At 64.7% G+C, this 16,124-nt stretch carries 14 protein-coding genes; 8 read left to right on the forward strand and 6 right to left on the reverse strand.

From position 1 onward, the window contains the following. Positions 1-69 precede the first annotated feature (69 nt). Positions 70-1,239, forward strand: a complete 1,170-nt coding sequence (locus tag JQ604_RS24995) for a Gfo/Idh/MocA family protein (RefSeq protein ID WP_212363121.1) — start codon at positions 70-72, stop codon at positions 1,237-1,239. 205 nt (positions 1,240-1,444) lie between these two features. Here JQ604_RS24995 and JQ604_RS25000 read toward each other — a convergent pair whose 3' ends face one another. Next, positions 1,445-2,755 (reverse strand): ABC transporter substrate-binding protein, encoded by a 1,311-nt coding sequence (locus JQ604_RS25000; protein WP_212363123.1) that lies wholly within the window; start codon positions 2,753-2,755, stop codon positions 1,445-1,447. A 610-nt stretch (positions 2,756-3,365) separates the two neighbouring features. Here JQ604_RS25000 and JQ604_RS25005 point away from each other — a divergent pair. The 4 genes from JQ604_RS25005 (at position 3,366) to JQ604_RS25020 (ending at position 8,170) form a co-directional block, all read left to right on the forward strand. Next, complete coding sequence (locus tag JQ604_RS25005) at positions 3,366-4,496, forward strand: sugar ABC transporter substrate-binding protein (protein WP_212363125.1); 1,131 nt, start codon at positions 3,366-3,368, stop codon at positions 4,494-4,496. A 65-nt stretch (positions 4,497-4,561) separates the two neighbouring features. Then, a complete protein-coding gene (locus JQ604_RS25010) occupies positions 4,562-6,109 on the forward strand; it encodes a sugar ABC transporter ATP-binding protein (protein WP_212363127.1) in 1,548 nt (515 codons plus the stop codon). Beyond that, complete coding sequence (locus JQ604_RS25015) at positions 6,102-7,214, forward strand: ABC transporter permease (protein WP_212363129.1); 1,113 nt, start codon at positions 6,102-6,104, stop codon at positions 7,212-7,214. Before JQ604_RS25010 ends, JQ604_RS25015 begins: the two co-directional genes overlap by 8 nt. Next, positions 7,211-8,170, forward strand: a complete 960-nt coding sequence (locus JQ604_RS25020; protein WP_212363131.1) for an ABC transporter permease — start codon at positions 7,211-7,213, stop codon at positions 8,168-8,170. Before JQ604_RS25015 ends, JQ604_RS25020 begins: the two co-directional genes overlap by 4 nt. Here the strand turns inward: JQ604_RS25020 and JQ604_RS25025 are convergent. Continuing rightward, positions 8,167-9,069, reverse strand: coding sequence for an SMP-30/gluconolactonase/LRE family protein (locus JQ604_RS25025; protein WP_212363132.1), 903 nt, complete (start codon positions 9,067-9,069; stop codon positions 8,167-8,169). The two genes, JQ604_RS25020 and JQ604_RS25025, sit on opposite strands and share 4 nt — an antisense overlap. Before the next feature lie 149 nt (positions 9,070-9,218). Continuing rightward, positions 9,219-10,436 carry an SMP-30/gluconolactonase/LRE family protein gene (locus JQ604_RS25030; protein WP_212363133.1) on the reverse strand — a complete coding sequence of 406 codons (1,218 nt, stop codon included), beginning with the start codon at positions 10,434-10,436 and terminating at the stop codon, positions 9,219-9,221. A gap of 319 nt (positions 10,437-10,755) precedes the next feature. Here JQ604_RS25030 and JQ604_RS25035 point away from each other — a divergent pair, with 319 nt between their 5' ends. After that, positions 10,756-11,856: a lactonase family protein gene (locus JQ604_RS25035; RefSeq protein ID WP_433996281.1), complete on the forward strand. Its 1,101-nt coding sequence runs from the start codon at positions 10,756-10,758 to the stop codon at positions 11,854-11,856. A 198-nt stretch (positions 11,857-12,054) separates the two neighbouring features. Here JQ604_RS25035 and JQ604_RS25040 read toward each other — a convergent pair whose 3' ends face one another. The 3 genes from JQ604_RS25040 to JQ604_RS25050 all read right to left on the reverse strand — a co-directional run bounded on the left by JQ604_RS25040 (position 12,055) and on the right by JQ604_RS25050 (position 13,416). Continuing rightward, positions 12,055-12,246 carry a hypothetical protein gene (locus JQ604_RS25040; protein WP_212363135.1) on the reverse strand — a complete coding sequence of 64 codons (192 nt, stop codon included), beginning with the start codon at positions 12,244-12,246 and terminating at the stop codon, positions 12,055-12,057. A 105-nt stretch (positions 12,247-12,351) separates the two neighbouring features. Next, entirely contained in the window at positions 12,352-12,570 is a 219-nt protein-coding gene (locus tag JQ604_RS25045; RefSeq protein WP_433996282.1) for a hypothetical protein, read from the reverse strand. 135 nt (positions 12,571-12,705) lie between these two features. Beyond that, positions 12,706-13,416, reverse strand: coding sequence for a GntR family transcriptional regulator (locus tag JQ604_RS25050; protein WP_212363136.1), 711 nt, complete (start codon positions 13,414-13,416; stop codon positions 12,706-12,708). 198 nt (positions 13,417-13,614) lie between these two features. Here JQ604_RS25050 and JQ604_RS25055 point away from each other — a divergent pair, with 198 nt between their 5' ends. Both JQ604_RS25055 and JQ604_RS25060 read left to right on the forward strand, forming a co-directional pair. Beyond that, the gene (locus JQ604_RS25055) at positions 13,615-14,508 is read left to right on the forward strand and encodes a VOC family protein (protein ID WP_212363138.1); all 894 of its coding nucleotides are present in this window, start codon (positions 13,615-13,617) and stop codon (positions 14,506-14,508) included. A gap of 29 nt (positions 14,509-14,537) precedes the next feature. Further along, positions 14,538-16,100 (forward strand): bifunctional 3-(3-hydroxy-phenyl)propionate/3-hydroxycinnamic acid hydroxylase, encoded by a 1,563-nt coding sequence (locus JQ604_RS25060; RefSeq protein WP_249158626.1) that lies wholly within the window; start codon positions 14,538-14,540, stop codon positions 16,098-16,100. The last annotated feature ends 24 nt before the right edge of the window (positions 16,101-16,124 follow it).

Genomic DNA, 16,124 nt, shown 5'->3' on the forward strand with positions numbered 1-16,124 from the left:
TCCAACGCCTGCCCTTGACTTCGCGGCGGCTTGCGGCTGACCTCTGCAGGTTCAGGGAGGCTTCAAAAAATGAAAAAAATCAGGATTGGTCTGGCCGGCTGCGGCTTCGTCTCCGAGCTGCACATGTATGCCTTTCGCCGGGTCTATGGCGTCGATGTCGAGGTCAAGGCGGTGGCGGCGCGCGGCGACCATGTCGTCGAGTTCGCCCGCAAGCATCAGATCCCGACCGCTTATCGCAGCTTTCGCGAGCTGGTCGCCGATCGCGAGATCGATGTGATCGACATCTGCACGCCGCCCAATCTGCACGCATCGATGATCGTCGAGGCGATGCAGGCCGGCAAGCATGTGATCTGCGAAAAGCCGTTCGCCGGCTATTTTGGCCGCGAGGGCGACGCAGTGCCGATCGGCAAGCATGTCCCGAAGGCGCTGATGTACCAGCGCGTGCTGGAGGAGATGGAGGCGACGCGCGCGGCCATCACCAAGACCGGCCGTCTCTTCATGTATGCCGAGGACTGGGTCTACGCGCCGGCGGTGACCAAGACCGCGGAGATCATCAAGGCGACCAAAGACAAGATCCTGTTCATGAAGGGCGAGGAGAGCCACTCCGGCTCGCACGCCGCGCATGCCGCGCAATGGGCGATGACCGGCGGCGGCTCGCTGATCCGGATGGGCTGCCATCCGCTCTCGGCGGTGCTCTATCTCAAGCAGGTCGAGGCGAAGGCGCGTGGTGAGAAGATCAACGTCGCGAGCGTGACCTGCGATGTCGGCAACGTCACCGCAGGCCTGAAGCCGGAGGAGCGGACCTACATCAAGGCTAGTCCCGTCGACGTCGAGGATTGGGGCACGCTGACCGCGACCTTCTCCGACGGCACCAAGGCAACGGTGTTCTCCGGCGACATGATCATGGGCGGCGTGCGCAATCTGATCGAGACCTACACCTCAGGCGGCTCGCTGTTCGCCAACATCACGCCGAACAATCATTTGATGAGCTACCAGACCAGCGAGGAGAAGCTCGCCGGCGTCTACATCACCGAGAAGGTCGACCGCAAAACCGGCTGGCAATATGTCTGCCTCGAGGAGGAATGGACCCGCGGCTATCTGCAGGAGATCCAGGACTTCATGGAATGCGTCGCGACGGGACGGCAGCCGCTGTCGGATCTGGCGCTGGCGTTCGAGACCATCAAGGTGAATTACGCGGGGTATTGGGCGGCGGATGAGGGACGACGCGTGGTGTTGTGAGAACGTTGAGCGGCGGTGTCGGTCTTTCTTCACCTCGCCCCGCTTGCGGGGAGAGGTCGCATCGCATCGGAGATGCGATGCGGGTGAGGGGGACTCTCCGCGGGTACAGTGACAGAGGAGTGCGCGGAGAGTCCCCCTCACCCGGAATCCGCGCTTTCAGCGCGCATTCCGGCCTCTCCCCGCAAGCGGGGAGAGGCGAAGACCATCACGCCCCGTAGATCGAGCCCTTCGGCAGCGGGAAGACCGGGTCCTGCGTTCGGATGCCGGTCGGCCACACCACAGAGATCTTCTCGCCGGCGTTTTGCATCACGACCGGGGTCGAGCGCTCGTTCTGGCCGGACATCGGCGTGCCCGGCGGGTAGAATTTCACGCCATAGCCCTGGATGGTGCCGCCCGCGGGGATGTCGACGTCGAGCGCCGCCTTGCGCACCGCCTCGGGATCGAAGCCGCCGTATTTCTCCTTGGCGACCGGCAGCACGTTGTTGAGCAGCACCCAGGTCTGGTTGAAGCCCATCGAGCAGTGCGGCGGCACTTCGGTGGCCTTGGTCTTGTCGCGATAGCGCGCGATCATGGTCTTGGTGAGATCGCCGACGCCAGGCGCGAGTTTTGAACCATCGAGCAGTTGCGCGGGCACCGGGTCGATGTTGCAGAAATTGTCGATGTCGGCACCAAAGGTCTCGCGTAGCTTGTCGAGCTGGCTGTAGCCGGCGCCGGCGCCGAACAGCATCTTGAACTTCAGCCCGCTCTCGCGCGCCTGGCGCAGGAACAGCGTGATGTCGGGGTTGTAGCCGGCATGCGAGATGATATCGGCCTTGGCGCGCTTGAGTTTTGTCACCAGCACCGAGAGATCGGGCGCGGAGGCCGAATAGCCTTCCTTGAGCACGACCTGGACGCCGTTTTCCTTGGCGTAGGCTTCGTCGGCGGCGGCGACGCCGACGCCGTAGGGGCCGTCCTCATGGATCAGCGCGACCTTCACGTCCTTGGGGTCCATGCCGAGCTTGCCCTTGGCGTGCTCGGCGATGAAGGACGCAAAGGCCTGGCCGTACTGGTCGGAATGGATCTGCGCGCGGAAGACGTATTGCAGGTTCTTGTCCTTGAACACGGCGGTCGACACCGCGGTCGTGATCCAGAGGATCTTCTTCTGCTGCTCGACCTTGGCCGCCAGCGGGACTGCGTGCGAGCTCGCATAGACGCCGTTGAGGATCTCGATCTTCTCCTGATCGATCAGGCGATTGGCCTCGTTGATCGCGACGTCGGGCTTGCTCTGGGAATCGACGTTGACGGGGACGATCTTGGTCTTGCCGCCGATGCCGCCCTTCTCGTTGACGAGATCGATCGCGATCTGCGCGCCGATCGAGGAGGCGACCGAGCCGCCCGCCGCGAACGGGCCGGTCAGGTCGTAGATGACGCCGATGCGCAACGTTTCGGCTTGAGCTTGTGCGCGGGTCCAATCGAAGCTGAAAGCTGCGGCGGCAGCCGCGGAAGTCTTCAGCAGTGTTCTGCGTGAAGTCGGCATCGCGTTCTCCCTGTGACCGTTTTTTGCAATGTTTTTCGGCAGTTTTTTGCCGAGTATTTGGATCGGACCCTCGAAAGTCAACACGCCCTTAGTCGTCCCCGGATCGCGCGTGGCAACGAACAGGCCGCTCGCGCCTCGCACGCCAAGGCAGGCGCTGCAGCTCGGCTTCGGGCAGGCGAACGCAGCAGATCCGGGGGCAAGTTCGTCGCACTGCAACAGTCGGTGGCTCGGTTCATATTTTTCCCTGAGTCTCATTCTTTTCATGCGGCCTTCCAGGGAGCAGGTCGCGGACTGTGGCGTGGTCCCGTCGTTGTCACGGATGGAGGGTTCGCACGGCGTCGAGCCGGATGCGAACATCCGTTTGTCGTCAGTGCATTTTCAGTGCTGCCACACCATGCAGCACAGCCTCCCGCAATTGTGATGGTGTTCGTGCCCGTGCACGGAGCGAGTGAGGCACGGCCCAACGGTATTCGCCTTGTCCGCATCGCAGGTTGCGTGCCATCCTTGCCGGGCAATCGCGTGGGAAGCTCAATTCCCCGCATGGCCGTCGAGCCATTTCGTCGAGCCAGTTGAAGGGTCGGAACGCAAAAAACAATCAAGGAGAAGGGACATGGAGTGGACGCATCGTCTTGCGGGGCTGGCTTGTGCCGGCTTGCTACTATCCCCGGTCAGTGCTTTGGCAGGTCCCAAGGTGGTGTCCGGTCCGGGCGCTGATCCCGGATGTTTCAAGCCCTGGTCCGCTCAGACCAAGTTCTTCCAGTGGGACAAGAAGCCCGGCCCGTACAAGATCGCGCTCGTCAACGGGTTCGTCGGCAACACCTGGCGCATCCAGATGGTGAAGACGGCAAAGGCTTTTGCCGAGCAGAAGGGCATCAAGGAGCACATCAAGGAGTTCAAGGTCGTGTCGACCGGCACCGATGTTGCAGCGCAACTCGGCGCGATGGAGGACTTCATCAATCAGGGCTACGACGCCATCGTCACCATCGCGGTGGCGCCCGACGGCTTCGACCGCATCATCCGCCTCGCCGACAAGAACAACGTGGTGGTGGTCCCCTTCGACAACGTCCTCGACACCGACAAGGTGATGATGGTCAACGAGGACCAGAAGGAAATGGGTCGCATGTCGGCGAAATGGATCATCGATGAGGGCGGCAAGAAGTCCGGCGACATTCTCGAGGTGCGCGGCCTGCCGGGCAATTCGGTCGACCGTGATCGCCACATCGGCTTCCGCGAGGTGATGGAAGCGCCCGGCAACAGCTTCAAGATCACCGAAGTGGTCGGCAATTGGGACACCGGCACCTCGCAGAAGGTGACGGCGGACGCACTTGCGGTGCACGGCCGTTTCGACGGCGTGTTCACGCAGGGCGGCTCCGACGGCACGGTGCAGGCGATGATGGCCGCCAAGCATCCCTTCGTGCCGATGTCGGGCGAGGGCGAGAACGAGTATCGCAAGCAGATCGCCGATCACGCCAAGGACGGCCTCAAGGGCATGTCCTATGGCCAGTCGCCGGCGCTGGTTGCGATTGCCACCAAGGCGGCGATCTCGGCGCTGCAGGGCAATGTCATGCCGCAGCTGATCTCGATCCCGATTCCGGTTGCGACCTACAAGGATCTCAAGCCCGGCACCAATTACTGGCCGGAGCTCAATGCGAACTTCTTTGCGCCGAACCAGTTCACGCCGTGCGGCGTGAATTTCACGGCGCCGGAGATCATGTCGCAGAGCGAGAAGAACACCCAGTGACGCCGCTGGAGATGTCCTGCTTGCGGCCCGGCTCCGGCCGGGCCGCCGCTGCGTGAGGACGCGCCATGTCGGATGCGGTCCTGACGCAAGGAGCCTTTCTCGAACTGTCCGGAATTTCCAAGCGCTACGCCGGCGTGCGGGCGCTGGAGGGCGTCGACTTCGCCTGCGCGCGCGGCAAGATCCACGCCGTGCTCGGCGAGAACGGCGCCGGCAAATCGACGCTGATCAAGATCATCGCAGGCGTGGTGCAACCGGATTCCGGCCACATGCGCCTTGCCGGACGGGACGTCAGCTTCGCGACCCCGTCGGCCGCCAATGCCGCCGGCGTTGTCTGCATTTTCCAGGAGCTGTCGCTGATGCCCGACCTTTCGGTCGCGGACAACATCTCGATCGCCGCGCCGCCGCGGCGGTTCGGCCTGATCGACGCGCGGGCGCAGCGCCGCCGCGCCGAGGAGCTGCTGGCCGAAATAGGGTGTGAGGACGTCAACCCGCTGATGCGCGTCCGCGACCTGCCGCTGTCGCGCCGCCAGATCGTCGAGATCGCCAAGGCGCTCGGCAAGAAGCCGCAGCTTCTGATCCTCGACGAGGCCACCTCGGCGCTGACCAGCGCCGACGTGGAGAAGGTCTACGCGATGCTCGCGCGGCTCAAGTCCGATGGTGTCGCCATTCTCTACATCTCGCACCGCATGCATGAGGTCGAGGCCCTTGCCGACCGCGCCTCGGTGTTTCGCAACGGGCGCCATATCGAAACCTTCGACAAGGGCAGGCGCTCGACCGCAGAGATCGTCCAGCTCATGATCGGCCGCGACATTGCCGCGCAATATCCTCCCAAACCCGCTCGCAGCTCGGCGAAGCCGATGCTGGCGCTCGACAAATTGTCCTGGGAGGGGCGTCTCGACCGCATCTCGCTCCGCGTCGACGCCGGTGAGATCGTCGGTCTCGGCGGGTTGGACGGACAAGGCCAGAAAACGCTGCTGCTGGCCTTGTTTGGCGTGCTGCGCGGTGTCTCCGGGCGCGTCACGGTGGAAGAGCGCGAGGTGCGGCCCGGCTCTCCCGCGGCGGCGAAGTCGGCGGGCATCGCGCTGGTCCCCGAGGATCGCAAGACCGAAGGCTTGATGCTGCCGATGTCGATCGCGGACAATCTGGTGGTCGCCTCGCTCGACGCCATCTCGACCGGACCGCTGGTCGACCGTGCCAAGGAGAGCGAGGCCGTCAAGCGTGCCGTTGCGCGGCTTCAGATCAAGATCGGCGCGGCTGGTGATGCGGTCTCGACGCTGTCGGGCGGCAACCAGCAGAAAGTGGTGCTCGCCAAATGGCTGATGACCGAGCCGCGCATCATCCTGCTCAACGATCCCACCCGCGGCATCGACGTCGGCACCAAGCAGGAGCTTTATCGTCTGATGCGCGAGCTCGCGGACCAGGGCGCCGCGATCCTGTTCTACTCGACCGACTATGACGAGCTGATCGGCTGCTGCGACAGGGTGGCGATCATGTATGACGGCCGTATCGTGCGCGAACTCCAGGGCGACGAGCTCACCGAGACCAACATCATCGCGAGCGCGCTGAACATCGATGCGTCAGCGCCGGCCGGCGCCGGAGCCGTGCATGCTTGACGATGTTGCCATCCGTGTCCGCCAGAACGTCGGCATCGTCACCGCCGTCCTGTTGTTTGCCGTCCTCTACGTGCTCTACAACCTTTCGCATCCGAAGGGCTTCTCTTCGGCCGTGCTGGTGCAGAACAGCGACGAGATCTTTGCGCTTGCCATGCTGGCCATGGCCCAGACCGTGCCGGTGCTGGCGTCGGGGCTCGATCTTTCGGTCGGTGCCGTCATGACCATGGTGGGATGCTTCGCGAGCTACCTGCTGACGGGCACGGCCGCCGGCGCGCCGCTGCATCTCGACATCTTCGGCCTGCATATCGGTCTTGGCACGTTTCCCGGCGGCGTCAGCGGCATCCTGCTCGGGATCGTCGTGTGCCTCGCCATTGGGGCGCTGGCCGGCTTCATCAATGGCTGCGTCGTCGTCTATGGACGGATCCAGCCGATCATCGCGACGCTCGCCACCGGTGCGGTCTATATCGGCATTGCGCTGTTCCTGCGTCCGACGCCGGGCGGCAAGATCGACGAGGACCTCAACTGGGCGCTGACCAATTCGCTCGGCGATTTCGCCGCGACCGTGCATATTTTCGACGACGGCGCCGCAGGCTGGTTTGCGCCGCTGGCCTGGATTCCGGTGCCGTTCGTGCTGCTCATCCTGATTGCGCTTGTGGTCTGGGTGCCGTTCCGCCGCTCCGTGCTTGGCCGCGCCGTCTATGCGGTCGGCTCCGCCGAAGGTGCGGCCTACATGTCGGGGCTCCCGATCGACCGCGCCAAGATCGCGGCGTTCACGTTGGCCGGCTTCTTCGCCGGCTGCGGCGGCCTGTTCCTCGCCATCCAGACCTCGTCGGGCAATGCCGACATCCCGCAGGCCGGCGCCTATACGCTCAACTCCATCGCCTCCGTCGTGATCGGCGGCACCTCGCTGCTCGGCGGCACCGGCAGCGCGATCGGCTCGATCTTCGGGGCCATGATCCTGCGCGTGATCTCCTTCTTCTTCCGCATCTTCGATATCGCGCCCTTGCTGCAACCGCTGTTCGAGGGCGTGATCCTGCTGGCGGCCGTCAGCATCGGCGCGCTCGGCGTCCTGCGCGTCAAGAATACGTTGGAGCTGTTTCGATGAATTCGGCCTCGCTCAGCCTCTCGCGCGACGATCGCCCGATCCTGATTGCGGCGCTGTTCATCCTGGTCATCCTGGTGGCGGGCACCGTCTATACGTTCGCCCGTTTCGGCAGCGCGCCGCTGCTGTCGCCGACCTATCTGTTGCAGCAGCTCCAGATCGGTGCCTTCCTCGGCATCGTGGCGGCCGGCATGATGATCGTGATCCTGATCGCCCAGATCGATCTGTCGGTGCCGTGGACGCTGGCCGCCGCCGCGATGATGGCAACGTCGATCGGCGGACCGCTCGCGATTCCCGTCGGCCTCGGGATCGGGCTTCTGGTCGGGCTCGTCAACGGCATCGGCGTCGCCTATCTGCGCGTGCCCTCGATGATCTTCACGCTGGGCGTCAATGCGGTCATGCGCGGCCTGATGGTTGCCCATACCGGCGGCTACGCGCCGCAGACGGCCGCCACCGATCTGATGCGGACGCTCGCCGCCGACCGCACGCTCGGCATCCCCAACGCCCTGTTCGTCTGGGCGGCGGTCTCGGTGCTGGTCGCCGTGATGCTCCAGCGTACCGCGCTCGGCCGTTACATCTATGCCATCGGCAACAAGGAGGCGGCGGCCTATCTGGCCGGCGTCGACACACGCCGCGTCACCGTGATCTGCTTCATGATCTGCGGCGTCGCGGCCGCACTCGCCGGCGTGCTGCTGGCCGGCTATTCCACCAAGGCCTATCAGGGCATGGGCGATGCCTATCTGCTGCCGTCGATCGCAGCCGTCGTGATCGGCGGCACCAACATCCTCGGTGGCCGCGGCCGCTATCTCGGCACGCTGATCGGCGTCGTGCTGATCGTGCTGTTGAACAGCGTGCTGTCGATCATGGAGATGCCCGAGGCCGGCCGGCAGGTGATCTACGGCCTCGTCATCATCTTCATGCTGCTGGTCTACGGGCGCGGCGAGCGCGTGACGAGCTAGACCGCCGCACGCGTGTTGAGATAGATCGAATACAGCGAGGTCTGGCCGCAGATATAGAGCCGGTTGCGGCGCGGGCCGCCGAAGCAGACGTTCGCGACAATCTCGCCGATCGGAATCGTGCCGAGGTGCGTACCGTCAGGCGCATAGCAGAACACGCTGCGGCCGGCCGACGTCCAGATGTTGCCATGGATGTCGCAGCGGAAGCCGTCGTAGAGTCCTTCCGGGCAGGTGGCGAACAGTGACGCGTCGCCGGTCGTCCGCGCTCCATCCACTCTGTAGGACCAGATCGTGGCGGGCAGCCCGCGGACATGCGTCGCGCCGGTGTCGGCAACGTAAAGCAGCTTCTCATCAGGCGAGAACGCGAGCCCATTGGGTTGCACCCGGCCGGACACAACGCACGTGACCTTGCCGGTTGCGGCGTCGATCCGGTAGACATTGTTGGCGCCGATCTCGGACGGGCTTTGCAGGCCTTCATAGTCGCTGTCGATGCCGTAGGTCGGATCGGAGAACCAGATCGAGTCATCGGATTTGACGACGGCGTCATTGGGCGAGTTCAGCCGGCGGCCGTCGAACTGATCAGCGAGAACCGTGATCGAGCCGTCATGCTCGGTCCGGGTCACGCGCCGCATCAGGTGCTCGCAACTGACCAGCCGCCCCTGACGATCGGTCGTGTTGCCGTTGGAATTGAAGCTCGGCGCGCGGAACACCGACACCGAGCCATCCGTCTCGTCAAACCGCATCATCCGATTGTTGGGAATGTCGGACCAGACGAGGTAGCAGCCGGCCGGGAAATAGGCGGGGCCCTCGGCCCAGCGGCAGCCGCTGGTGAGCTTCTCGAGGTTGACATGAGGGAACACCAGTCGCTCGAAGCGCGGATCGTGCGTGACGTGGGGAAGCATGTGTCCTCCTTGATGAGCCGCCGGTGCTTGAGATGCCCGCGCGTTGGCAGCCACTGTCGTCAACCTGATCGGATTTGCAAGCGGCCGAATACAATTCCGGCGTCGGCGATTGCCGCCGACGCCGGTTTCACGTGATCGTGTGTGCGCGCTCAGCCCGGGCCCGCCCCCTGCGTCGCCGTGAACACCGAATACAGCGACTGGCTCGCCGCCATGAACAGGCGGTTGCGCTTGGGGCCGCCGAAGCAGACGTTGCCGCACACCTCGGGCAGACGGATGCGGCCGAGCAGCTTGCCGTCCGGCGACCACACCGTCACGCCGTTGTAGCCTGTGGCGCGGCCGGCATTGCTGGAGGCCCAGACATTGCCGTTGACGTCGCAGCGCACGCCGTCCGGCCCGCATTTGATGCCGTCGACCATGCATTCGCTGAAACGCTTGCCGTTCGAGAGCTTGTTGTCGGCGCCGACGTCGAACACGAAGATCTCGCCCTTGCCGCCGGGCCCGGTGTCGCCCGGTCCCTTGCCGGTCGAGACGACATAGAGCTTCTTGAAGTCCGGCGAGAAGCAGAGGCCGTTCGGGTCGGGAACCTGCTCTTCGGTCACCACGAGATCGACGCGGCCGGATGGATCGATGCGATAACAGTTGGTCGGCAACTCGCGCTTGCCAGGCACGAAGCCGGCCGGTTGGCCGATCTTCGGATTGAGCTTTCCGCCGGCATTGCTCGGCCCGCCCGCGGCATCCGGCTCGCCCTCGTAGAGTTGGCCGCCATAGGGCGGATCGGTGAACCAGTAACTGCCATCGGGATGCGCGACCACGTCGTTCGGCGAGTTCAGTTTCTTGCCGTTGTAATTGTCGGCGAGCACGGTCGCGGTGCCGTCATGCTCGTACCGCGTCACGCGGCGGGTCAGATGCTCGCAGGACAGCTGGCGGCCCTGGAAGTCGAACGAGTTGCCGTTGGAATTGTTGGAGGGCGAGCGGAACACGCTGACGCGGCCGTCATCCTCGCTCCAACGCATCTGCCGGTTGTTGGGAATGTCGCTCCACAGGAGATAGCGGCCCTGTGCGCTCCACGCCGGGCCTTCCGCCCACAGCACGCCGGTGAAGAGCCGCGTGATCGACGTGTTGGGTTGCGCGAGATCGTTGAAGGACGGATCGACGGCGATGACGTCGGGGTCCCAGAAATAGGTGGTCGGCGCGCCGCGCGGACTGAAATCGCGCGGTGGCGTGGTGATCGTGCTCGGCGGTCCCGGCGGAGTGGCCGTCTGGGCCAGCGCGCTGCCGGCGGCGAGCGTGGCGCCGGCGGTGAGCGCCAGTCCCTGGACAAGCGTGCGTCGTGAGATCGTCGGATCAGGTTGGTCCTGTCGCGTCATCGCAATCCTCCCGATGTGATCGCCCACCGGTTGATCCGGTCGGGCCGAGAGAGGTTAATCCGGTCCGCGCCCGCTTGCGAGCGTCGCGTGAGGTCTCGTGTGTCGCGGGAAGTCTTGAACGATGCACGCGCGCGGCCGCGACACCTCAAACACCTCAAATGGTGCGATGCACGATGCGAAGCGCCTGCGCGACCGATCCAATTTCGGTATCAATCGATCCAAATTTGCTTTTGGTGAGGCGGCGCCGGCCTCGCTATGCTCAGCCCCAACAGCGCGTGCCGATGGCACGGGGAGAAATATGACAGGGGGAAGACGCATTATGTTCACATCGATACGACGGATCGCCGCCGCGCTCACGGCGCTCGCGCTGGGTCTCGGAGGTGGGGCTGTCATGGCCGATACATTCGCCTATGTCGGCAACGCCGACAGCAACAATATCAGCGTCTTCCGTCTCGACCCCGCGACCGGCGAGATGACGCCGGTGCAGACCGCGGCCTTCATCGGCGTGGAGAAGCCGGGCTCGTCGACCCCGCTGGCGCTGACGCCGGACCATCGCGTGCTGATCGCCGGCGTCCGCTCGCAGCCTTACGTCGCGGTCAGCTTCGCGATCGATCCGAAGACCGGCATGCTCAAGCACATCGGCAACGGACCGCTGGCCGACAGCATGGCCTATGTGTCGACCGACCGCTCCGGCAAGTTCCTGTTCAGCGCCTCCTATGGCGGCAACAAGATCGCGGTGAACCCGATCGGAGATGATGGCGTGGTCGGCGCGCCCGCCCAGGTGATCCCGACCGGGCTGAATGCGCATGCGATCCTGCCCGACGCCGCCAACCGTTTCGTCTATGCCACCAATCTCGGCTCCGACCAGGTGCTGAGCTTTGTGTTCGATGCCAAGACCGGCGCGCTGACCGCGAACGATCCGCCGTCGATCAAGGTGCCGGAGAAGTCTGGCCCGCGGCACTTCGTGTTTCATCCGAACGGCAAGTTCGTTTATCTCGTGCACGAGCTGAACGGCGACGTCGCGGTCTTCAACTATGATGCAAAGGGCGGCGTTTGGCAGGAGGTGCAGCGCACCTCGGCGCTGCCGGCCGGCTTCACCGGCAAGCCGTGGGCGGCCGACCTGCATCTGTCGCCGGACGGACGTTTCCTCTACGCCTCCGAGCGTACCACCAACACGATCGCCGCCTTCAAGGTGGATGCTGCGAGCGGCAAGCTGACGACGATCGGCAGCGTCGACACCGAGAAGCAGCCGCGCGGCTTCAACATCGATCCCAGCGGAAAATATCTCGCCGCAGTTGGCGAGTTGTCGGATGGCATGACGGTGTACGGCATCGATCAGGGCACGGGTGCGCTGACCAGGCTGAAATCGTATCCGGTCGGCAAGAAGCCGAACTGGGTGGAGATCGTTGAGCTAAAGTGACGCTCTATCCCCGTCGCCCTGGCGAAAGCCAGGGCCCATACGCCGCAGCAGGGGTTGTGAAAAGGACTTGTCGTTCCAGCGCCGTGCAACAATTTGCATTCGGGGTAATGGGTCCTGGCTTTCGCCAGGACGACATATGAGGTTGCTGTGTGCTCGCGAAGGTGGGCACGCTGCGCTTTGCCCACCCTACAAATTCTTTCAGTTGCGATCCCGTGCCCCCACTTGCACCGCCGTCCCATCTTCATTCATCGGGCGTGGCCGCACCTGGCCGGTCGACATGCTCGGTGCGGGCGGCGGGCGGAGCAGAGTGACGCTGTCACCCGGCAGAACCAGCAGCGACAGGACTGTCGCCATGACCAGCAATCCCGAAATGATGATGGCGAGAAACAAGCGATCCATCCAACTCAATGGCATCGGGAAAGATTTGGTTCCCGCCGCCGCATGCGTTCATCCACCGGAACGCATCACGATTTGGCGCGATGCGATCGCGCCCGATCACGCGGGCTCGGGCGCCGCCGGCGGCAGCTCGCCGTCCAGCCAGTCCTGCTCTGTGGCGAGTGCGCGCCAGGCCGCCTCCATGCGCTTGTATCTGTTGAAGCTGGGCTCGTCGGGCGCGCGCTCGGCGAGCTGCGCGCAATTGGCCGCGTTCTCCAGGAAATGTTGCGACTGCTTCATCATGAGATCGTCCTCCTGTGAGAGGACGTGGGACAGCATTTGCGGCTATTCAACACGGGGAACATGAGCATTTCGCCACTGACGTGAATGGTCATTCACGCAAGTTCCATTCGCTTCCAAGCCGATGAGCGCAAAGGTCCGTCGTGAGAACGCTCGCGGCGGACCTTTCGTTTCTCAGCGCGCGGTCTGCTTCAGCTCGGGAAAGATCGTCTCATCCGGCAGGATGATTTCGGCCGTCTGCTGGTAATGCCGGGTCAGCAGCTGCACGGCGAGATCGGCATCGCCGCTCAGCACGGCCTCGACGATCGCGGCATGCTCGTCGCCGATGTGGCGCGACGGAAAGGCCTTTCGGATCGAGAGCCGACGATAGCGGTAGAGCTGGTCGGCGAGCTGGCCGCAGAACGCGATCAGCGACTGCGAGGCGCAATTGCCGATCAGCGTGTGATGATAGATGCGGTGCAGCTTCTCCCATTCCGGATTGTTCGCGAACTCGGTCGCGCTCAGCGAACGCGGCACGCGGCTGAGCCGATGCTGCGCCAGCACCAGCTGCTCCTCCCATTGCGGCGTCGCTGCCGCCATCGACTCGCGCAGCGCCAGGCCCTCGACCCAACAGCGCGTCTTGGTCAGCTCGGCGAGCTCGGCGCGGCTGATGTCCTTGACATAGAAGCCGCGCTGCTCGTGGACCTCGACGAGGCCGTCGGCGGTGAGGCGGTTGAGCGCCTCGCGTAGGGGGGTCTGGCCGGTCTGATAGGTCTCCATCAGGAAGCGCATCTGCAGCTTGCGCGACGGGGCGAGCCGCCCGGACAAGAGATCCTCGCGCAGGAGGTCGTAGACATGACTCGCCTGGGTCGATGGGGCCGGCGAGGGCGCCGTGATCACGTCCACTAGAAGGGTCTCCTGATGTCCAGCCCGGGCGGGCCGCGACTCAGTATCATATACATCTGGCCGCCGGGCGATAAAATTTATAAATTTCTATTGCATTCCTATTTTTGTGTAATAAAACGCCTCGGTCGCCTCCCAAAGGCGCCGCGATCAACAATGACCATTTGTCGCCCGCCGGCCTTGGCGGGGGAGGACTCGTTCATGCCCCGCTTTCCCGTGACGGCGCTGCGCAGTGTCGACCTCGGCACGCCTGACATCGACGTCTCCGCAAAATTCTATTGCGACGTCTGGGGGCTCGAGCGCGTCGCGGAAGTGGCCGGCGTCATCTATCTGCGCGCCAGCGGCAGCGATCACCACGTCGTCGCGCTGCATCGGAGCGCGACGACCGAGCTGCGCTCGGTGACGTTTCGCGTCGCATCATCAGATGATTTTGAATCCATCGCAGCGAATGCGCGTGCGGAAGGCGCGCAGCTGATTTCTGCACCTGCGCCCAACGACGCACCCGATGGCGGTACGGTGATGGTGCTGCGCGGCCCGGAAGGCGGGGTGCTGCGCTTCGTCCATGGCGATGCCACGCACGCGCCGAAACCGCGCGGCGACCGGCCGGAGCGGCTCGCCCATGTCAATCTCAACAGTACCGATGTCGATCGCTCCGCGCGCTTCTACGAGAAGGCGCTCGGCTTCCATCTCACCGACCGGTCGAAGATCATGGCCTTCGTCCGCTGCAACAGCGATCACCATGCGGTCGTCATCGCCGAGGCCAAGGTCAACGGCCTCAACCACGTCGCCTTCCTGCTGCCGAGCCTGGAGTCGGTGATGCGCGGTTCGGGACGGATGATCGATGCCGGATTCCCGATCGCCTGGGGCGTCGGCCGTCACGGCCCCGGCGACAATGTGTTCTCCTACTTCATCGATCCTGTCGGGACCGTGATCGAGTACACGGCCGAGGTGCTGCAGGTCGACGACGCTTACGTGTTTCGCGGGCCTCATCAATGGGTCTGGCCGCCCGGCCGCACCGATCAATGGGGCATCGCCCCGCCCAAGGCCGAGCACGTCAAGGCTGCGCAGCTCGCGGTCGGCTACGCCGCGGCCTGATCTTTCAAAGCCATGACGGAGTGAGCGAGTTGGCGACGCGCAGTGCGAACGAATATCAGGTCGTCGTGGTGGGATTTGGTCCCTCCGGCGCGGTCGCCGCCAATCTGCTCGGCGCGCACGGCATCCGCACGCTGGCCGTCGATCGCGACCGCAGCGTCTACGACAAGCCGCGCGCGATCGCGCTGGATCATGAGATCTTTCGGCTGCTCGATAACCTCGGCGTCGCCGAAAGGCTGCGGCCCTACATCGCGCCATTCCCGGCCTCCGAGCACTTTGGCGCGCAAGGACAATTGATCCGTCGCATCGATATGGTCAGCGAGCCATATCCACTCGGCTACACGCCGACCATGGTGTTCACCCAGCCGCCGGTGGAAGAAATCTTGCGCGACCATGCGCGCGCTCAGGCATCGGTAACTGTCGAACTCGGGACCGAGCTGCGGCAGCTCAGCCAAACGAAAGACGGCGTGACGCTCGAACTGCAGGGCGATGACGGAACGACGCGCAGTGTCACCGCGGATTACGTCATCGCTTGCGACGGCGCCTCGAGCGGCGTTCGGCGGCAGCTCGGCATCGGTTTCGACGATCTCGTGTTCGACGAGCCCTGGCTCGTCGTCGATCTCATGGTCAATGGTTCAGGCCTTGCGAAATTGCCGAAGACCGCGGCCCAGTTCTGCGAGCCGGCGCGGCCGACCTCCTACATCGTCGGGCCCGGTCCGCACCGGCGCTTCGAGATCATGCTCTCGCCGGGCGAGGACCCGCGTGCGATGGAGCGGCCTGAGCAGGTCTGGCGGTTGCTGGCGCGCTGGCTGACGCCTGAGGACGCAACGCTGTGGCGCGCCGCGAGCTACCGTTTCCATGCGCTGGTGGCCGAGACATGGCGCGACGGCCGCATCTTCCTCGCCGGCGATGCCGCGCATCAGCAGCCGCCCTTCATCGGCCAGGGCATGTGCCAAGGCATTCGCGACGTCGCCAATCTCGCCTGGAAGCTGGAGCAGGTGCTGCGTGGCCAATCGAGCGATGCGCTGCTCGACACTTACCAGGACGAGCGCAGCGCCCATGTGCGCGAGCTGACGGGCCGCATCAAGGCGATTGGCCACGTGATCTGCGAACGCGATCCCGATGCTGCCGCCGCGCGCGATGCGCGCATCCTCGCCGAAGGCGGCGGCACGCCGCGCACCATCACACGACAGGAGATCGTGCCGCCGCTGGCGCACGGCCTGCTCGCCACGGCTGCGCATGCGGCGAACGGGACGCTGTTTCCGCAGCCCTGGCTGCGCACGGAGGCCGGACGGCGGCTGCTCGATTCCGTCTGCGGCACCGGCTGGCGGCTGGTGCTCGCCGCCGACAATGCAATGGCACGCTCGCGCGAGATCGCGGCGCAAGCGGGTGAGCTCGGCCTGCGCGTGATCCGCATCGCCTCGGGCGATGCCGCAGATGCGGTCCGCGAGGACGACGGCGTGGTGACGAACTGGTTCGGCAAGCACGGCTGCGCGGCCGCGATCGTGCGTCCCGACCATTACGTCTACGGCGTTGCCGACGATGCAACGTCGCTCGCGGCGATGCTGTCGGACCTCAAGGCGCGGCTGAGCTGAAACAACACAATGACAAACATGACG

This window comes from Bradyrhizobium jicamae (assembly GCF_018130695.1).
Classification (GTDB): Bacteria; Pseudomonadota; Alphaproteobacteria; order Rhizobiales; family Xanthobacteraceae; genus Bradyrhizobium; species Bradyrhizobium jicamae_B.

Coding starts and splice junctions, on each gene's coding strand:
- JQ604_RS25045 (WP_433996282.1), bottom strand. CDS start 12,570: ATGCTGTCCCACGTCCTCTCACAGGAGGACGATCTCATGATGAAGCAG.
- JQ604_RS25035 (WP_433996281.1), top strand. CDS start 10,756: ATGTTCACATCGATACGACGGATCGCCGCCGCGCTCACGGCGCTCGCG.
- JQ604_RS25005 (WP_212363125.1), top strand. CDS start 3,366: ATGGAGTGGACGCATCGTCTTGCGGGGCTGGCTTGTGCCGGCTTGCTA.
- JQ604_RS25025 (WP_212363132.1), bottom strand. CDS start 9,069: ATGCTTCCCCACGTCACGCACGATCCGCGCTTCGAGCGACTGGTGTTC.
- JQ604_RS25030 (WP_212363133.1), bottom strand. CDS start 10,436: ATGACGCGACAGGACCAACCTGATCCGACGATCTCACGACGCACGCTT.
- JQ604_RS25010 (WP_212363127.1), top strand. CDS start 4,562: ATGTCGGATGCGGTCCTGACGCAAGGAGCCTTTCTCGAACTGTCCGGA.
- JQ604_RS25055 (WP_212363138.1), top strand. CDS start 13,615: ATGCCCCGCTTTCCCGTGACGGCGCTGCGCAGTGTCGACCTCGGCACG.
- JQ604_RS25000 (WP_212363123.1), bottom strand. CDS start 2,755: ATGCCGACTTCACGCAGAACACTGCTGAAGACTTCCGCGGCTGCCGCC.
- JQ604_RS24995 (WP_212363121.1), top strand. CDS start 70: ATGAAAAAAATCAGGATTGGTCTGGCCGGCTGCGGCTTCGTCTCCGAG.
- JQ604_RS25015 (WP_212363129.1), top strand. CDS start 6,102: ATGCTTGACGATGTTGCCATCCGTGTCCGCCAGAACGTCGGCATCGTC.
- JQ604_RS25020 (WP_212363131.1), top strand. CDS start 7,211: ATGAATTCGGCCTCGCTCAGCCTCTCGCGCGACGATCGCCCGATCCTG.